The organism is Pseudochelatococcus sp. (assembly GCF_050946405.1).
Lineage (GTDB): Bacteria > Pseudomonadota > Alphaproteobacteria > Rhizobiales > Beijerinckiaceae > Pseudochelatococcus.
Window position 1 is genome coordinate 761629 of sequence record NZ_JBMNUS010000001.1, and the last position, 16774, is coordinate 778402.

General features: G+C 68.6%; 13 protein-coding genes. 3 read left to right on the top strand and 10 right to left on the bottom strand.

Translation table 11 applies throughout. The features are described from left to right. Positions 1–8: 8 nt before the first annotated feature. A complete protein-coding gene (gene hrpB, locus ACOYJQ_RS03335; protein WP_433456320.1) occupies positions 9–2471 on the bottom strand; it encodes an ATP-dependent helicase HrpB in 2463 nt (820 codons plus the stop codon). A gap of 358 nt (positions 2472–2829) precedes the next feature. Between hrpB and ACOYJQ_RS03340 the strand changes: the two genes are divergently transcribed. Then, complete coding sequence (locus ACOYJQ_RS03340; protein ID WP_433456321.1) at positions 2830–3705, top strand: GNAT family N-acetyltransferase; 876 nt, start codon at positions 2830–2832, stop codon at positions 3703–3705. A gap of 81 nt (positions 3706–3786) precedes the next feature. Here the strand turns inward: ACOYJQ_RS03340 and hrcA are convergent, their stop codons facing one another. After that, a complete protein-coding gene (gene hrcA / locus ACOYJQ_RS03345) occupies positions 3787–4878 on the bottom strand; it encodes a heat-inducible transcriptional repressor HrcA (protein WP_433456322.1) in 1092 nt (363 codons plus the stop codon). A 204-nt stretch (positions 4879–5082) separates the two neighbouring features. Between hrcA and rph the strand changes: the two genes are divergently transcribed. Then, entirely contained in the window at positions 5083–5796 is a 714-nt protein-coding gene (gene rph, locus ACOYJQ_RS03350; RefSeq protein ID WP_433456433.1) for a ribonuclease PH, read from the top strand. After that, entirely contained in the window at positions 5796–6404 is a 609-nt protein-coding gene (rdgB, locus tag ACOYJQ_RS03355; RefSeq protein WP_433456323.1) for an RdgB/HAM1 family non-canonical purine NTP pyrophosphatase, read from the top strand. Before rph ends, rdgB begins: the two co-directional genes overlap by 1 nt. Before the next feature lie 54 nt (positions 6405–6458). On the opposite strand, the gene recQ is transcribed toward rdgB, so the two are convergent. From recQ to ACOYJQ_RS03395, 8 genes are all read right to left on the bottom strand, one after another. Further along, positions 6459–8330, bottom strand: coding sequence for a DNA helicase RecQ (gene recQ / locus ACOYJQ_RS03360; protein WP_433456324.1), 1872 nt, complete (start codon positions 8328–8330; stop codon positions 6459–6461). Continuing rightward, the gene (locus ACOYJQ_RS03365; protein ID WP_433456325.1) at positions 8327–8983 is read right to left on the bottom strand and encodes a LysE family translocator; all 657 of its coding nucleotides are present in this window, start codon (positions 8981–8983) and stop codon (positions 8327–8329) included. Before ACOYJQ_RS03365 ends, recQ begins: the two co-directional genes overlap by 4 nt. Positions 8984–9031: 48 nt before the next feature. Then, positions 9032–10177 carry a DNA replication/repair protein RecF gene (gene recF, locus ACOYJQ_RS03370; protein ID WP_433456326.1) on the bottom strand — a complete coding sequence of 382 codons (1146 nt, stop codon included), beginning with the start codon at positions 10175–10177 and terminating at the stop codon, positions 9032–9034. 4 nt (positions 10178–10181) lie between these two features. Further along, entirely contained in the window at positions 10182–11300 is a 1119-nt protein-coding gene (gene dnaN, locus ACOYJQ_RS03375; protein WP_433456327.1) for a DNA polymerase III subunit beta, read from the bottom strand. A 246-nt stretch (positions 11301–11546) separates the two neighbouring features. Continuing rightward, positions 11547–13124 (bottom strand): chromosomal replication initiator protein DnaA, encoded by a 1578-nt coding sequence (gene dnaA, locus ACOYJQ_RS03380; protein ID WP_433456328.1) that lies wholly within the window; start codon positions 13122–13124, stop codon positions 11547–11549. Between the two features lie 1221 nt (positions 13125–14345). After that, positions 14346–14612 carry a 30S ribosomal protein S20 gene (rpsT, locus tag ACOYJQ_RS03385; RefSeq protein WP_433456329.1) on the bottom strand — a complete coding sequence of 89 codons (267 nt, stop codon included), beginning with the start codon at positions 14610–14612 and terminating at the stop codon, positions 14346–14348. Between the two features lie 247 nt (positions 14613–14859). Next, positions 14860–15681 (bottom strand): TSUP family transporter, encoded by an 822-nt coding sequence (locus tag ACOYJQ_RS03390; RefSeq protein ID WP_433456330.1) that lies wholly within the window; start codon positions 15679–15681, stop codon positions 14860–14862. Between the two features lie 33 nt (positions 15682–15714). Further along, positions 15715–16725, bottom strand: a complete 1011-nt coding sequence (locus tag ACOYJQ_RS03395; protein WP_433456435.1) for a polyprenyl synthetase family protein — start codon at positions 16723–16725, stop codon at positions 15715–15717. Positions 16726–16774: the final 49 nt, after the last annotated feature.

A 16774-nucleotide genomic window follows, 5' to 3' on the forward strand; every position in this document is an offset into this window, starting at 1 on the left:
GGATTTCCTCACGTTCCGCGCGGCTTCGCCCGCGTCGTGGCGGCGGTATTGGCCGGGTCTTCCGGCCAGACGTGTCGGGGATACCGCCCGCGCATGTCGGTGCGCACGGCGGCCCATGAGCCGCGCCAGAAGCCGGGCAGGTCGCGGGTGATCTGGATGGGACGATGCGCCGGCGACAGCAGTTCCAGTGTCAGCGGCAGGCGCCCGCCCGCAATGGCGGGGTGGGTGTCGAGGCCGAACAGCTCCTGCACCCGGATGGCGATGACGGGGCTCTCGCCGGAATAGTCGACGGCGATGCGCGAGCCTGTCGGCGCGGTGAAATGCGTCGGCGCCTCGCGCTCCAGCCGCTGTTGCAGATCCCACGGCAGCAGGGACTTCAGCGCCGCGTCCAACAGGCCGGCGTCGATCTGGGCGAGCCCCGTCACGCCCGCCAGATGCGGCGCGAGCCACGCTTCGACAGTTGCGGCGAGGGCTTCGTCCGAAAGGTCGGGCCAGATGTCCGCGCCTTCGGCCGCGCGCAGGAAGGCGATGCGGGTGCGCCATTGCGCGAGCTGCTTCGTCCACGGCAGCGCGGCGATGCCGATGGAGGCGATGCCGCGCGCCAGCACGGCGGCCGCGGTGTCGTCGGCGGGCACGGGCAGCGGCTTCCGGTCGAGCACGACGGCATCGAGCCGGCGCGTGCGTCGGGCGCGCAGCGCGCGCGCCTGCGCGTCGAAGGTGACTTCGGTCGCCTCGGTGATGCGCTCTCCGGCGAGCCGCTCGACATCCTCGCGCGTCAGCGCGGCGGCGGAAACGATGCGCGCGGAAGCGGCCGAGCCGACGATTTCCGCGACAGCCAGAAATTCCTCGCGCGCCAGCGGTTCGGCCGGATCGAGCGCGGCCCCGCGTCCGTTGGCGAGCAGATAGGCGCCGTCGCGCCCCCGCGCCCTGGCGATGCGATCGGGAAAGGCCAGCGCCAGCAGCGGCCCCACCGGCGCGTCGCCGGCCGCCGCGCCGCCCCATTGGCGCGCGAGATGGCGCATGTCGTCGGCGCGCGGCGAGCGGTCGCGGCCGAACAGGCGCACCCGCTCGGCGAGGTCGACGGCATTGCCGCCGAGCCCCCGCTCCACGAGGACGGCCGCGATATGCGCGGCCAGACCGCTTTCCTTCATGCGCCGCGCCTCCACCACCATGCGGGCGAGGCGCGGCGGCAGCGGCAGCGCCTGCAACGCCCGCCCGGTGTCCGTGAGCCTGCCATCGACATCGAGCGCGCCGATGCCTTGCAGCAGCTTGCGCGCTTCCGTCACGGCCGCGGCCGGCGGCGGATCGAGGAAGGGCAGGCGCGCGGGATCGTCGACGCCCCAGGCGGCGCAGTCGAGCAGCAGCGGCGCGAGATCGGCGGACAGGATTTCCGGCGTGGAGAAAGGGGCGAGCGCGCCGGTCGCCGCCTCCTCCCACAGGCGGATGCACACGCCGGGCTCCGTGCGGCCGGCGCGGCCCCGGCGCTGATCGGCGGCGGCGCGCGAGGCGCGTACCGTCTCAAGGCGGGTGATGCCGATATCGGGCTCGTAACGCGGCACGCGGGCGAGGCCCGAATCGATGACGACGCGCACGCCGTCGATGGTGAGCGAGGTTTCGGCGATGGAGGTGGCGAGCACCACCTTGCGCCGCCCCGGCGGGCTCGGGCGGATGGCGAGGCTCTGCGCCGCGCGGTCGAGCTGGCCGTAGAGGGGCGCGATGTCCACGCCGCTTGCGCCCGCGAGCCGCTCTTGCAGCAGCGCCTGCACGCGGCGGATCTCGCCCTGTCCGGGCAGGAAGACAAGGATGGAGCCGGTTTCCGCCGCCAGCGCGGCGCGCACGGCCTCGGCCACATCCTCTTCCAGCCGGCGGGAGGGATTGCGGCCCCGGTAGCGCGTCTCCACCGGGAATGCGCGGCCGGCGGATTCGATGACCGGCGCGGGCGTTTCCCCGCCGAGAAGCCCGGCGACCCGCGCGCCGTCGAGCGTCGCCGACATGACGAGCAGGCGCAGATCCGGGCGCAGGCCGGCCTGCGCGTCGAGTGCGAGGGCAAGGCCGAAATCGGCGTCGAGCGAGCGCTCGTGAAACTCGTCGAAGATGACGGCCGCGATGCCGGAAAGCTCGGGATCGTCAAGGATCATGCGGGCGAAAACGCCCTCCGTGACGACCTCGATGCGCGTGCGCGCGGAAATCTTCGACCCCAGCCGCACGCGGATGCCGACGCGCTCGCCCACCGGTTGCGACAGCGTTTCCGCCATGCGCGCGGCCGCGCCCTGCGCGGCGAGCCGGCGCGGCTCCAGCATCACGATCCGGCCGTCGCCCACCCACGGCTCGCTCAGAAGCGCGAGCGGCACGCGCGTCGTCTTGCCCGCGCCGGGCGGTGCGACCAGCACGGCGTTGCGTCCCCGCGCCAGCGCCGCGCGCAGGGGCGCCAGCACCTCGTCGATGGGTAGCCGGGGAGATGCTTCGGTCATGAAAATCCCGAATGATTCGTCATGACGGCATCTTGCGTGTCTGCCGGGCGCCCGTCACCTGCCTGTCGCGGACAACTCACCATTGTCATCGAATTGTCGAACGCCTATGCTCTTTTCGGGGGATGATCAGGCGTCTCGAATCCGGGTACCCGGCGGGGAGCGGGTTCGCGAGGTGCCGTGATCCGTCGTGAGGGGCGGGGTGAGGACATAGATGGGTGCCAGAAATCCGGCAGGTGCCAAAAGTTCGGCGGGCGCCAGGTTGTTCGGGGGGGATGCCGCGATCGCAGCGGCGCGAGGCGGGCGGGTTCCCGTTTTTCTGCAACCGAAGGTATGGGGAAATCCGAAATCCTGGCAGTGGATGCAGAACGGCCGTCTCGGCGGCGGTCTGAAATTCGGTCTGCCGCTCGATACCGGCGGGCTTGATCCCGTGCTCGGCCGCATCGGTTCGCTGGAAGTGCGGCTCGCGACCACGAAGCGCGAGGTGCGCCGGGCGCAGCGCCTGCGCTACCGCGTGTTCTACAACGAGATGTCGGCGGTGCCCAATGCGGCCTGCATGCTGGCGCAGCGCGACATGGACGAGTACGACGCCATTTGCGACCATTTGCTGGTGCTCGATCACGATGCGCCGCGCAAGCCCTTCCGGCCCAACAAGCCGAAGGTGGTCGGCACCTACCGGCTGCTGCGGCAGGAGGTGGCGGATCGCTTCTTCGGCTTCTACACGGCGAGCGAGTTCGACGTGCAGCCGGTGATCGACGCCAACCCGCAATTGCGCTTTCTGGAACTCGGCCGCTCCTGCGTGCTGAAGCCCTATCGCAACAAGCGCACCGTCGAGCTTCTGTGGCATGGCATCTGGACCTATGTGCTGCACCACCGCATCGACGTGATGTTCGGCTGCGCCAGCCTTGAGGGCACGGACCCGGCCAAGATGGCGCTGCCGCTGAGCTTCCTGCACCATTTCGCCCGCGCGCCGGAAGAATGGAACGTCAAGGCCCTGCCGGAGCGCTTCGTCAGCATGGACCTTCTGAACAAGGAAGGCATCGACGCGCGCGCCGCCCTGCACAGCCTGCCGCCGCTCATCAAGGGCTATCTGCGCCTCGGCGGCACCGTGGGCGAGGGCGCGGTGATCGACCGGCAGTTCGGCACCACCGACGTGCTGGTGATGCTGCCGGTGAAGGCCATCAATCCGCGTTACATCGGCCATTTCGGCGCGGACGCCGGCCGCCACGCGGCATAAGGCCCTGAGCCGGAAAGTGTACCCGCTTTTCGGCTCGAAGCGTCCCGGAGCGCTTTCCGAATGCGCTCAAAGTCGGACGGCCTACCGCTTGCGCTCCAGAATGCGCGACACGACGCGGGCGGTGTAGTCCACCATCGGCACGATGCGGGAATAGTTAAGCCGCGTCGGTCCGATGACGCCGACGACGCCGAGAATCGTCTGGCTCGAATCGTGGAAGGGCGCGGCGATCATCGAGGAGCCGGAGAGCGAGAACAGCTTGTTCTCCGAGCCGATGAAGATGCGCACGCCCTCGCCGTCTTCCGCCCGCGACAGCAGGTCGATGACGTCCTTCTGCGTTTCCAGATCGGTGAACAGCAGGCGGATGCGTTCGATATCCTCGGCGGCCTTGAGGTCGTCGAGCAGGTTGGCCTGCCCGCGCACGATGAGCTGGCGACCGTCCGACGGGCCGACGCTCACGGCGAGCCCGGCGTCGATCAGGCCGGTGACGAGTACGTCGAGTTCCCGCTCCATGATGGTGCGGCGTTGCTCCACCTGCGCGCGCAGTTCGCCGAGCGTGAGGCCGAGCAGTTGCGCGTTGAGGAAGTTGCCGGCCTCGACGAGCGCGCTGGACGGCAGGCCGGGCGGCAGGTCGAGCAGGCGGTTTTCCACCGTGCCGTCCTCGCCCACCAGCACGACGAGCGCGCGCGCGGCGTCGAGGCGCACGAACTCGATGTGTTTCAGCGGCGGATTCTGCTTGCCCGCGACGACGACCCCGGCGCCGCGCGTCAGGCCGGAGAGCATCATCGTGGCTTCCGACAGCAGGCTGTCGAGCGAGGCGCCGGTGGCCGCGGCCGCAACCTGCGCCTCGATGCGGCCGCTTTCCTCCGCGTCGAGATCGCCGATTTCCAGCATGGCGTCGACGAAGAAGCGCAATCCCCGCTCGGTCGGCATGCGCCCGGCGCTGACGTGGGGCGCGTAGAGCAGGCCGGCCTGTTCGAGGTCCGCCATCACGTTGCGCACCGAGGCCGGCGACAGCGACACTTGCAGCATGCGCGCGAGATTGCGCGATCCCACGGGTTCGCCGGTGGCCAGATAGCCTTCGACCACGCGGCGAAAAATCTCGCGCGACCGCTCGTCGAGGTCCGCGAAGAGGCGCGCGCTGTCCGTGGTCGGGACGGAGAGAAAGGAATTCATCGGAGGAAATCGAGTCCGTCTGGTCCTGCCCTGCTGCACCTGATTATCGCCAGCGGCGGGGTGTGTGCAAGGGGGAGCCGGCGAGAGGCATCGGCGAGGGGCGTCGGCAAGCGGATCGAATCGGGTTGCCGGCGGCGCGCAAGATGTTACAAGCCGCTCTGGATCATCGGTATCATTATCGGGGAAAATGAGTTGAGCACCTCCATCCGCCCCTCCGGGCGCGCTCCCGACGAGTTGCGCAAGGTCACGCTCGAACGCGCCGTGGCGCGCTATGCCGAAGGCTCGTGCCTTGTGAGGTTCGGCGATACGCATGTGCTGTGCACGGCCTCGCTGGAGGACCGGGCGCCGCCGTGGCTGCGCGGGCAGGGGCGCGGGTGGGTCACGGCGGAATACGCCATGCTGCCGCGCGCCACGCTGGAGCGTACCCGCCGCGAGGTGACATCCGGCAAGCCATCGGGCCGCACGCAGGAAATCCAGCGTCTCGTCGGGCGCAGCCTGCGCGCGGTGGTCAACCTCGCCGCCATCGGCGAGCGGCAGATCGTCGTCGATTGCGACGTGTTGCAGGCGGACGGCGGCACGCGCACGGCGGCCATCACCGGCGCATGGGTGGCGCTGCACGATTGCCTCGCCTGGATGCAGGCGCGCTCCATGCTTTCCGCCAAGGCGCTGAAGGATCACGTCGCGGCCGTCTCCTGCGGCATCTACAAGGGCCAGCCGGTGCTCGATCTCGATTACGCCGAGGATTCGAGCGCCGAGACGGACGCCAATTTCGTGCTCACCGGCGCCGGCGGCATCGTCGAGGTGCAGGGCACGGCGGAGGGCGCGCCGTTCAGCGAGGAGGAGTTGCTGAGGCTGCTGGCGCTCGCCAAGGCGGGCACGACGCATCTCGTCGCCTTGCAGAAACAGGCGGTGGCGTGATGGCGCGCAGGCTCGAGGGGCGGCTCGTCGTCGCCTCGCACAACCCCGGCAAGCTGCGCGAGATGCGCGAATTGCTCGCGCCGTTCAGCGTCGAGGCGGTATCGGCGGGCGAACTGAACCTGCCGGAGCCGGACGAGATCGGCACGACATTTGCCGAGAACGCGGCGCTGAAGGCCCGGGCGGCGGCCGTGGCCACGGGCCTGCCGGCCTTCGCCGACGATTCGGGCCTGTGCGTGGCGGCGCTGGACGGCGCGCCGGGCATCTTTTCGGCCCGCTGGGCCGGACCGGCCAAGGATTTTGCCGCCGCCATCGGCCGTATCGAGCGGGAACTCGCCCTGCGCGGCGCGCTCGATGACGCGCAACGGCGGGCGCATTTCGTCTCGGCGCTCGTGGTGGCGTGGCCCGATGGCCATGAGGAACTGTTCGAGGGCCGCGTGTTCGGCACACTCGTTTTTCCGGCGCGCGGCGACCGGGGCTTCGGCTACGACCCGATCTTCCGCCCCGATGGTCACGCGGCGACTTTCGGCGAAATGACGTCGGCGGAAAAGCACAGCCTGTCACATCGGGCGCAGGCGTTCGCGCTGCTGAAGCAGGCGCTGCTGGATTGACATCGATAAAGCGGCGGAATCCCGCCGCCGCTTTGAACGCGAACCGCTCGATGTTCAGGCCCCGCCTGTTTCCGCTCCCCGCAGGAACGCGGCCACGGCGTCCGCGAATGTCTGGCCGTAACGCGCCAGCTTGTGCTCGCCGACGCCCTGCACCATGCGCATGGCATAGAGGTCGACGGGCTTGAGGCGGGCCATGTCGATCAGCGTGCGGTCGGGAAAAACCATGTAGGCGGCGACATTCTCGGCCTTCGCCAGTTCGAGCCGCACGCCGCGCAGATGCTGAAAGAGCGCGTTTTCCGCCTCCGAAAGGTCGGAGGCGGCATCCGCCGCGCGCAGGCTCTCGCGCTTGCGCTTCGGCTCTTCGGCGACGGCGCGCAACGTCAGTTTCTCGCGGCCGAACAGGATGGCCTCGCCCTTCTTCGTCAGGCGATAGCCGCTGTAGGTGTCGCCCGTCTCGCTGACCGCGCCGGTGGCGAACAATTGCCGGATGACGGTGAGCCAGCCGCGCTTGCTCTTGTCCTTGCCGACGCCGAAGGTCTTCAGCTTGTCGTGACCGAGGCGCGACACCGTATCGTTCTCGGTGCCGGTGAGGATATCCGCGATATGCGCCGCGCCGAAGCGCTGGCCGGTGCGCGCGACGGCCGACAACACCTTCTGCGCGTCGATGGTGGCGTCGTAGAGGGTGACGCCGCCCCGGCAGAGATCGCAGCCGCCGCACGGCTCGCTCGTTTCGCCGAAATAGGCGAGCAGCGCCTGCCGGCGGCAGGTCGCCGTCTCGCACAGCTCGATCATGGCGCCGAGACGCCTGTGCTCGATGCGGCGGCGCTCGTCGTCGATGTCCTTCTCGTCGATCTGGCGCCGGCGCAGCGCCATGTCGGAAGCGCCGTAGAGGGTGAGCGTCCACGCCGGCAGGCCGTCGCGCCCGGCGCGGCCGATCTCCTGATAATAGCCCTCGATGCTGCCGGGCATGTCGGCATGGGCGACGAAGCGCACGTCCGGCTTGTTGATGCCCATGCCGAAGGCCACCGTCGCCACCATCACGATGTCGTTCTCTTGCAGGAACTCGTCCTGCCGCCGCCCGCGCAGCGCCTGATCGAGCCCGGCATGGTAGGCGAGGGCGCGCACGCCCTTCTGCGACAGGCTGTCCGCGATCTCTTCCGTGCGCTTGCGGGCGGAGGTGTAGATGATGCCGCTCGATCCCTTGTGCGACAGCACGAAATCGGCCAACTGGCTCGCCGGCCGGTCCTTCGCCGCGAAGCGCAGGTCGAGGTTGGGCCGGTCGAAACTGTGCACCACCGTGCGCGGCGGCTGCGGAAAAAGCTGCTGGACGATATCGTCGCGGGTGGCGCGGTCGGCGGTGGCGGTGAGCGCGATGGTCTGCGGCGAGCCGAGTTCGCCGCGCACCTGCCGCAGATTGCGGTAATCGGGCCGGAAGTCGTGCCCCCATTGCGAGACGCAATGCGCCTCGTCGATGGCGAGGCGGCGGATGCCGGTGTCGCGCAGCGCCGCGAGCATGTTGTCGCCGGCGAGCTTTTCGGGCGAGACGAACAGCAGCTTGAGCGTTCCCCGGCGCATCGCCCGCCAAGCTTCGCGGTTTTCCTCGTCGCCGTTGGCGGAATTGATGGTGGCGGCCGGCACGCCGAGCGCCGTCAACTGCCCCACCTGATCGCGCATCAGCGCGACGAGCGGTGAAATCACCAGCGTCAGGCCGCCGTCATCCACCATGGCGGGCAACTGGTAGCACATCGACTTGCCGCTGCCCGTCGGCATCACCGCGAACACGTCCTCGCCGTTGAGAACGGCGGCGATCACCTCATCCTGGCCGGGGCGGAAATCGTCATAGCCGAAGACGGACTTGAGCACCGCCCGCGCGCGCTGCGCCAACGCCGGGCTCACCGGACGAACGGGCGCCTGCGCCGTGTTCATGAGCGCGTCGCAACCGCCACCGCCGTGCCGACCATCACGGCGCCCGTCGCGCGATTGACCAGCGTGAGCGCGCGGGGGCTCGCGAACAGGCGCCGCGCGCGGGCGGCGGCGAAGACATAGGCGGAGAAGATCACCGCGAGCACGGCGAACGTCATCGCCGCGAGTTCGGCGAAGGCGAGCGGTGTGACGTCGGCGAGCGGGATGAAGCCCGGCAGCAGCGCCAGATAGAACATCATCGCCTTCGGATTGGACAGGCCGACCATCAACCCGCCGAGAAAGGCGGTCAGGCCGCCTTCGCCGACCTCAATCGGGGCGGCGGCGATCGACGCCGCGGGCGTGGTCCAGAAGCGCCACGCCAGCCAGAGCAGATAGGCCACGCCGACATATTTGATGGCGACGAACACGCCGTGGAACGTCTGCGCGAGCATGGCGAGGCCCGTGACCGCGAGCGTGAGCCAGATCACGTCGCTCAGGATGATGCCGAGCAGGAACGGCGCGAGCCCCCGCGTGCCCCGCGCGAGCACGCGCGCCACGATGGCCGCGACCGCGGGGCCGGGCACGGCGGCGGCGATGGCGAGAGCGCCGGCGAAGATCATCAGCGCGGGGATATCGATGCCGGGGATGTTGACGCCGGATATGTTGACGCCGGGCATGGCGGCTCCTGAAAAACGGGCGCGGGGCGAATCCGCCTGCCGCGCAAATCATGCGACGTCATGGATAGCGTGTCCGGGCGTGACGAGGCAAGTGACGGCGGAGGCCGGCAGGTCCGCGAACAGCGCAGGGTCGGCGCCGGTCATGAAGATCTGCCCGCCGAGCCCCGCAAGCGCGGCAAACAGTGCCGCGCGCCGGCGGGGGTCGAGATGGGCCGCGATTTCGTCGAGCAGCACGAGCGGCGCGATGCCGCTCATGTCGGCGACGAGGCGCGCGTGCGCGAGCACAAGGCCGATCAGCAGCGCCTTCTGCTCGCCGGTGGAGCATCGGGCGGCGGGAACGTCCTTTTCCGCATGGCGCACGGCGAGGTCGCTCGTCTGCGGGCCGGCGAGCGCGCGCCCGGCGGCGCGGTCGCGCGCCCGTCCTTCCCGCAGCGCGCGGCGGAAGCGGTCTTCCACCTCCACGGCGGGGAGGCGGGCAAGCTCCTCCTCCAGTGTGCCGGTGAGGGCGATCCCGGCGGCGGGAAAGGGCGAGGCCGCGTCATGGCCCGTCGCGATCAGCGCCGCGAGACGCGCCGTCGTTTCGAGCCGCGCGGCGGCGACGGCGACGCCAAGCTCCGCCGCCTCGTGCTCCACGGAATCGAGCCAGCGGACATCGGCGGGTGTTTCGGTCAAGATCCTGTTGCGCGAGGACAGCGCCCGCTCGTAGGCGCCGGTACGCCGGCCGTGGGCGGCGTCGATGGCGAGCACCAGCCGGTCCAGAAAACGCCGCCTGTCCCCGGCCGGGCCGAGGAACAGCCCGTCGAAGGCCGGCGTCAGCCAGACGATGCGCAGATATTCTGCGAAGGCGGCGGGCGATGCGGCGGGCGCGCCGTCGATGCGGCATTTGCGGCTCGACGCCGGCGGCTCCAGCCCGGTGCCGAGCCGCGCGCCGCCGGTAGCCGCATCAAGCGTCGCGGAAACGGCGAAACCGCCGCCGCCTCCCTGGCGCGCCATGTCGGTGAAGGCCGCGCGCCGCAATCCGCGCCCCGGCGTGAACAGCGACAGCGCTTCGAGCAGGTTGGTCTTGCCCGCGCCGTTTTCGCCCGCCAGCGCGACGATGGGGGCGTCGGTATCGAGATCGAGCGCCGCGTAGCTGCGAAAATCAACCAGCGCCAGCCGCGTCACCCGGCGCTGCGCGGGCGGCGTGTCAGACACATCGTCAAACCCGCATCGGCATCAGGACATAGAGGGCGGGCGCGTCCTCACGGTCCTGAATGACGGTGGGGGAGCCCGGATCGGCCAGCAGCAGCAGCGCGGTGTCGCCGTCGAGCTGGGCGGCGATGTCGAGCAGGTAGCGGGCGTTGAAGCCGATGTCGAGCGGCGCCGATCCGTATTCGACTTCCAGCTCTTCCGTCGCGCTGCCCGAATCGGGATTGGTGACGGAAAGCGTCATCCGGCCCTCGGTCAGCGACAGCTTGACCGCGCGCCCGCGCTCCGACGAGATGGTCGACACGCGGTCGACGGCGGTGGCGAACTCGGCCCGGTCGACCACGAGGCGCTTGTCGTTGCCCTGCGGGATGACGCGCTGATAATCCGGGAAGGTGCCGTCGATCAGTTTCGACGTCAGCACCACGGTGCCGGCGGTGAGGCGGATCTTGCTGGCCGACAGCTCCACCTGCACCTCGGCGTCGATGCCGTCGAGCAGCTTGTGGATCTCCGTCACCGCCTTGCGCGGCACGATGACGCCGGGGATGTCGCGCGCGCCGGCGGGCGCGTCGATCTCGACGCGGGCGAGGCGATGGCCATCGGTGGCCACCGCGCGCAGCCGCGCCGCGCCGTCGCCGTCGAGCGCATGGAAGTAGATGCCGTTGAGATAGTAGCGCGTCTCCTCGGTGGAGATCGCGAACTGCGTCTTGTCGATCAGCCGCTTGAACGCGTCCGCCTGCACGGAGAACGTATGCGGCAACTCGCCCGCGGCAAGGTCCGGGAAGTCGCTTTCGGGCAGCGCCTGCAAGGTGAAGCGCGAGCGGCCGGCGCGGATGACGACCTGCGTGCCGTCCTGCGCCGATTCGAGCGCGATCTGCGCGCCGTCCGGCAGTTTGCGGATGATGTCGTAGATGACATAGGCGGGAACGGTCGTCGCGCCTTCCAGCGCCACATCGGCGGCAAGCGTCTCCGTCACCTCCAGGTCGAGGTCGGTGGCGCGCAGTCGCAGCGTCCCGCCTTCCGCCCGCAGGAGCACGTTGGACAGGATCGGGATCGTATTACGCCGTTCCACCACGCGATGGACATGGCCGAGCGATTTGAGGAGCGCAGCCCGCTCGACTGTAACCTTCATCGATACTTCCATTCAACTGAAACGCCGGATGGCGGTAAGGCCAGCACTTTCCGCGCCTGCAAAACCGGCAAGCGGGGACGGCACAATGGCGTCTTGCGCGTCGAAGTGCAAGGGGAGAGAGCGAAATGCTTTCGGCATAATGCGGAATTTTGCGTTAACAGCCTGTTTTCAGATGAAGTTTTGCCGAAGCAGGCTCACGTCCGCCGATGCGGCGTCAGGGCGCGCCACCCGCGCCCGTGACCGACATCATTCCTGCAACATGCGCTTGAGCAATTCGATTTCCTCGCGCAGCACGGCATCGTCCGCGACGAGCTTCTCGATCTTGCGCACCGCATGCAGCACGGTGGTGTGATCGCGCCCGCCGAAGCGCCGGCCGATCTCCGGCAACGAGCGCAGGGTGAGGATCTTCGACAGATACATGGCGATCTGGCGCGGTTTCACCACCGCCGCCGTGCGCCGCTCCGACAGGATATCGGCGCGCGACACGTTGTAGCGGCTGGCCACCAGTTTCTGAATATCCTCGATCTTGACGCGGCGCGGCTCGCGCGTGCGGATGAGATCGCGGATGGCGGCCTCCGCCGTCTCCATCGTCAGCGGCGTGCCGGTCAGCGTGGTGTGGGCGAGCAGGCGGTTGACGGCGCCGTCGAGATCCCGCCCGTTGGTGGCGATGACCCGCGCCACATAGGCGACAACCGCATCGGGGACCTGAAAGGTCGGGTTGACGGCGCGCACCGCCTCGATCCGCGCGGCGAGGATGCGCGCGCGCAGGTCCTCGTCGAGCGCGTTGATCTCCACGACGAGACCGCCGGCCAGCCGCGAACACACCCGTTCATCGAGCGCATCGAGATCGGAAGGGGTGCGGTCCGCCGCCACGACGATCTGACGCCCGGCGTCGATCAGCGAATTGATGGTATGGCCGAATTCCTGCTGGATCGACTTGCCTTGCAGGAATTGCACGTCGTCGATGATGAGCAGGTCGATGGCGCGCAGCTTCTCCTTGAAGGCCAACGCCGTCTGCGCCTTCAGCGCGGCGACGAAGCCGTACATGAAGCGGTCGGCCGTCAGATAGATGATTCGCTTGCCCTGGATGCGCGCCTCATGGGCCACGGCCTGCAACAGATGCGTCTTGCCGAGGCCCACCCCCGCGTGAAGATAGAGCGGGTTATAGAGCGCCGGTCCGTTCGCGTGGCGGGCGACGCGCTCCGCCGCCGCATGGGCGAGCGCGTTGGAATTGCCGATGATGAAGCTCGCGAAAGTAAGACGGTTGTCGAGCGGGTTGCCGCCGAGATCGCCGTCCGCCGCCTCTTCCTGCGGCACGAACGTCGCCGCGGGCGCAGCTGCGCGCGTCGGCCGCGCGGCTTCCTGCCGCGCGACGGCTTCCTGCCCGGCGGCGGGAACGATCGCGGCCGGGCGCGGCGTCTCCGCGCTGCGCGGCTGCGCCGCCGCGACATTGCCGGCGGAATCGCGCACGCTGAAGGAAACCCGCGCGAGCTTGGGATATTCCGCCCGGTAAAGCGTCAGCACGCGATCGGCATAATGCGATTCGATCCAGCTCTTGAGAAAGCGCGTCGGCACGGTCATGTGCGCGGTCTGCCGGCTGACGGATTCCAGCTCCAGCCGCCCGAACCAGCTTGCGAACACATCCTCGCCCAGCTCGACGCGCAGGCGGCGCTTGACGCGCGGCCAGGCCGCCTCGGCAGTTGTTTCCTCTTCCACCTGCCCGTCCTCGTCAGGACATGACAATGCATCCGCGGCGTGGAAAGGCGGCGTGGCGCCGTCCTGAATGCCACGGGCGTATTTCGCATTGTCATCTGTCTTGTACATCGTCTGGCCGCTCCGCCTTGACACGGGAGCCCGGCGTTTGTCGCGCCGCGCTCCGATTGCCCGCTCACTGCACGGCTTCGCCGATCCGCTGCCGTCGTACGGCGCGTTCCGGGCGGAGCCGCAATTCGAAATAGCGCCGCAGCCCGGCCATGCCGGCGCGACACCGATGCGCTTCCTCGCGCGCCCGTCCCGCCTCGGGAGGCGCTTCTTGTCAAAACCGCTCGCTCCCGGGCGATCGCACGTCCGGCAACGCTGGCTGTCTATAATCTTACATCCAGACGGGAGCCGTCTGGAAAATACATTCCACCAGCGGGTTCGCTAGAACCTTCTGTCGATGACCTGCAACCCTTGGTGAGATCAAATGAAATGCAGAACCGGTGGCGTATCTGATAAAAGTATGTGCAAGTATAGATATATCCCTGCAAACTATATAACTACCCCATAAACATAAAATACGCACACTCCGCATACCAGGCGCCGCTCGAAGGTTCCCGAATAACAGTATATCCGGCGCATTTGAGCGGGCGCATCCTTGCCGAAACCTCCTCCGAAGCGGAGGAACTTTGTCACGGCTGCCCTTCAGTCTGGAATGGGCATAAGATGTCCCGAAGGCAGTTAGACCTTACTTCATCCGGCCCGCATCGCGCAACTGCTCAAAAGCCCAACGCTCCCTCCGGGCGGGCTCGATCGCGATTCGCCGCCGGTGGCGGGTGCCGATCCGGGCTTGCAACGCTTTGTCCGAGCGGCCGGATTTTTCTTTGGATGTTTTTTGCCGGCATAGACAATCGGCTCCATTTTACCTTCCCGTGACGCCCCGTCCGCTCACGGTTTGGGGACAGATTCGCGGGCGCTTGAGACCTTTGCCCCCTAACAGTTTGTTTTGCCGATGGATTATTTGCGCGGTCGGCAGGGTCGGTTCCGATCGCCCGGCGCGGGGCAGGCGGAGGCTTGTCAAGGTGTTTCTCGCCACATCGATCGCCGAAATTGCGCGGTATCATGGCGTTCCGCGCATGCCTCGTGCAACTGCCCGTTCCGGGCCGGATCGGCCGGCGTCAAGTCGGTTTCGGCGTCTTGCGCGGCTTGCGCACAGCCGGTTGCGGGCCGTCCCGTTCCGGCGTGTCCGTGCACCCCTTGCAAAGCAATGAAAAAAGCCGCGAAGCAATGAAAAAGCCCGGCGCTTGGCCGGGCCTGTATGCCGTCATCGCTCGCGCGGGCGTGCGATCACGCCTGCAATGTCTTGACGCGGCTCGTGAGGCGCGAGACCTTGCGCGAGGCGGTGTTGCGGTGCAGCACGCCCTTCTGGGCGGCGCGGACGATCTCCGGCTCCGCCAGGCGCAATGCGGCGAGCGCCGATGCATGATCGCCGGTCTTGATGGCGTCTTCCACCTTGCGCACGAACGTCCGCATGCGGCTCTTGCGAGACTTGTTGACGGCGGTCCTTAGAGCGATTTTACGCACCGCCTTCTTTGCGGACGCGGTATTGGCCATGTGATCCTCGTATCGTCCCGATCGACGCCGCGTGGATGTCTTGCCACGCAACCGGGATCGGCTCTGCTGTTGATCGGCGTCGGAAGCCGGAGTGAACCGGACGCCCGCCCGCAGGCGAACATCCAGAAAGAATATTCATGAAGGCGCGCTTATAGTGCGTTCTTCACCGTTCGTCAATGCCCCGCCGTGATCGCGCGGTCTTGCCGCCGGGGCGCGTTCCGGTCGGGGCGCGCGGAAGGCGGATGCTTCAGGGGCCGGGCGCGCCGGCGAAAAGCGCCTCTATCGCCGACACGATGGCGATGCGCAGCGGATTGGCGGGATCGAGCAGCAGGCGCGCCGCCATCGCGGTGCTGACGATGACGAGCAGCGGGCGGACGATGCGCGCGCCGTTCCTCAGCGCCACGCCTGCGCCGAGGCGGGCGCCCGCATATTGCCCGATTCCCATGGCGATGCCGATAGGCAGATGGATGCCGCCCGCCAGCGCGAAGAAAAGCAGCGCACCGACATTGCTGGCGAAATTCAGCAGCTTGGTCTGCGCCACCGCCTGCATGACGGGCAGGCCCAGCAGCGCGACGAAGCCGATCATGAAGAACGACCCGGTGCCCGGGCCGAAGCTGCCGTCGTAGAACCCCACACCCAACGCCACCGTCAGCGTGAAGAGGCGCGGCGACAGGAGCGGCCGTCCTTCGCGCGCCGACAGGCGTGGCGAGAGCAGGAAATAGACCGCCACCGCGATCAGCAGCAGCGGCATGACGCCCGCCAGCAGATGCGCCGGCATCGCCTTGATCAGCGTCGCTCCGGCCACCCCGCCGATGAAGGCGGCGACGGCCATCGGCACGGCGTCCCGCCAGCCGATCTTGTCGGCGCGCGCGAAGGTGAGGGCGGCGGAAAACGACCCGAAACTGCTCTGGAGCTTGTTGGTGGCGAGCGCCGCCGCCGGATCGAACCCCGCCGACAGCAGGGCGGGCACCGTGAGCAGGCCGCCGCCTCCCGCGATCGCATCGATGAAGCCCGCGAGAACGCCGACGAGAGCGAGGAGCGCGACCAGCCAGATATCCGTGTCGGGCAATTGGCGTCGTCCGGTGCGCTGGTTTCGCCGGCCTCAGTAGGCCCGGCTGATGCAGAATGCCACGGTGTCGATCAAGGCGCGCTTCATGGGGCTGTCGGGGAAGGCGTCGAGCGCCTGCACGGCGCTGTCGCCATAGGCGCGGGCGCGACCGATGGTCGCTTCGAGCGCGTCATGGCGGCGCAGCGTGGCGATGGCGGTGTCGAGATCGCCCTCCGCGATTTCCCCCTTCTCCAGCGTGCGCGACCAGAAGGCGCGCTCCGCGTCATCGGCCTTCCGGAGGGCGAGCACCACCGGCAGGGTGATCTTGCCCTCGCGGAAATCGTCGCCGACGTTCTTACCGAGCAATTCCGCGACGCCGCCGTAGTCGAGCGCGTCGTCCACGAGCTGGAACGTGACGCCGAGCGCGTTGCCGTAGGCGCGCGCCGCGCGCCGCTCGCGACCGTCCAGCCCGCCGAGGATCGGGCCGACTTCGGCGGCGGCGGCGAAGAGGGCGGCGGTCTTCGCCGTCACCACGCCGAGATAGGTCGCCTCGTCGGTCGCCAGATCCTTGGCGGCGGAGAGCTGCCACACCTCGCCCTCGGCGATCACCGCAGCCGCGCTGGCGAGCACGTCGAGCGCGGCGAGCGAGCCGACCTCCACCATCATCTTGAACGCCTGCCCGAGCAGGAAATCGCCGACGAGCACGCTGGCCTCGTTGCCCCAGAGCATGCGGGCCGCGAGCTTGCCGCGGCGCATGTCGCTTTCGTCGACGACGTCGTCGTGCAGCAGCGTCGCGGTGTGCATGAATTCGACGCTCGCCGCGAGCTTCACGCCCCCGTCGCCCGAGTAGCCGCACAATCCGGCGAAGGCGAGGGTGAGCATCGGCCGCAGCCGTTTGCCGCCGGATGAAATCAGATGGTTCGCCAGTTCGGGAATCAGCGTTACGTCCGATCCCGTGCGCGACAGGATGACGTGATTGACGCGCTCCATGTCATCCGTGACGAGCGAGACCAAAGCCTCGATTCCGCCCCGTTGCGCCGGTCTGTCCGCGAGAGGAGCCGCCATGACCACGATATCGACCTCCGTTACCCGCCCCATCGGGCGACAATCCGCC

What these genes read in the sequence shown, in the direction of transcription:
- rpsT (WP_433456329.1), bottom strand. Translation starts at nt 14,612, where the DNA reads ATGGCCAATACCGCGTCCGCAAAGAAGGCGGTGCGTAAAATCGCTCTA.
- rdgB (WP_433456323.1), top strand. Translation starts at nt 5,796, where the DNA reads ATGGCGCGCAGGCTCGAGGGGCGGCTCGTCGTCGCCTCGCACAACCCC.
- ACOYJQ_RS03365 (WP_433456325.1), bottom strand. Translation starts at nt 8,983, where the DNA reads ATGCCCGGCGTCAACATATCCGGCGTCAACATCCCCGGCATCGATATC.
- dnaN (WP_433456327.1), bottom strand. Translation starts at nt 11,300, where the DNA reads ATGAAGGTTACAGTCGAGCGGGCTGCGCTCCTCAAATCGCTCGGCCAT.
- ACOYJQ_RS03395 (WP_433456435.1), bottom strand. Translation starts at nt 16,725, where the DNA reads ATGGCGGCTCCTCTCGCGGACAGACCGGCGCAACGGGGCGGAATCGAG.
- hrpB (WP_433456320.1), bottom strand. Translation starts at nt 2,471, where the DNA reads ATGACCGAAGCATCTCCCCGGCTACCCATCGACGAGGTGCTGGCGCCC.
- dnaA (WP_433456328.1), bottom strand. Translation starts at nt 13,124, where the DNA reads ATGTACAAGACAGATGACAATGCGAAATACGCCCGTGGCATTCAGGAC.
- recQ (WP_433456324.1), bottom strand. Translation starts at nt 8,330, where the DNA reads ATGAACACGGCGCAGGCGCCCGTTCGTCCGGTGAGCCCGGCGTTGGCG.
- ACOYJQ_RS03340 (WP_433456321.1), top strand. Translation starts at nt 2,830, where the DNA reads ATGCAGAACGGCCGTCTCGGCGGCGGTCTGAAATTCGGTCTGCCGCTC.
- hrcA (WP_433456322.1), bottom strand. Translation starts at nt 4,878, where the DNA reads ATGAATTCCTTTCTCTCCGTCCCGACCACGGACAGCGCGCGCCTCTTC.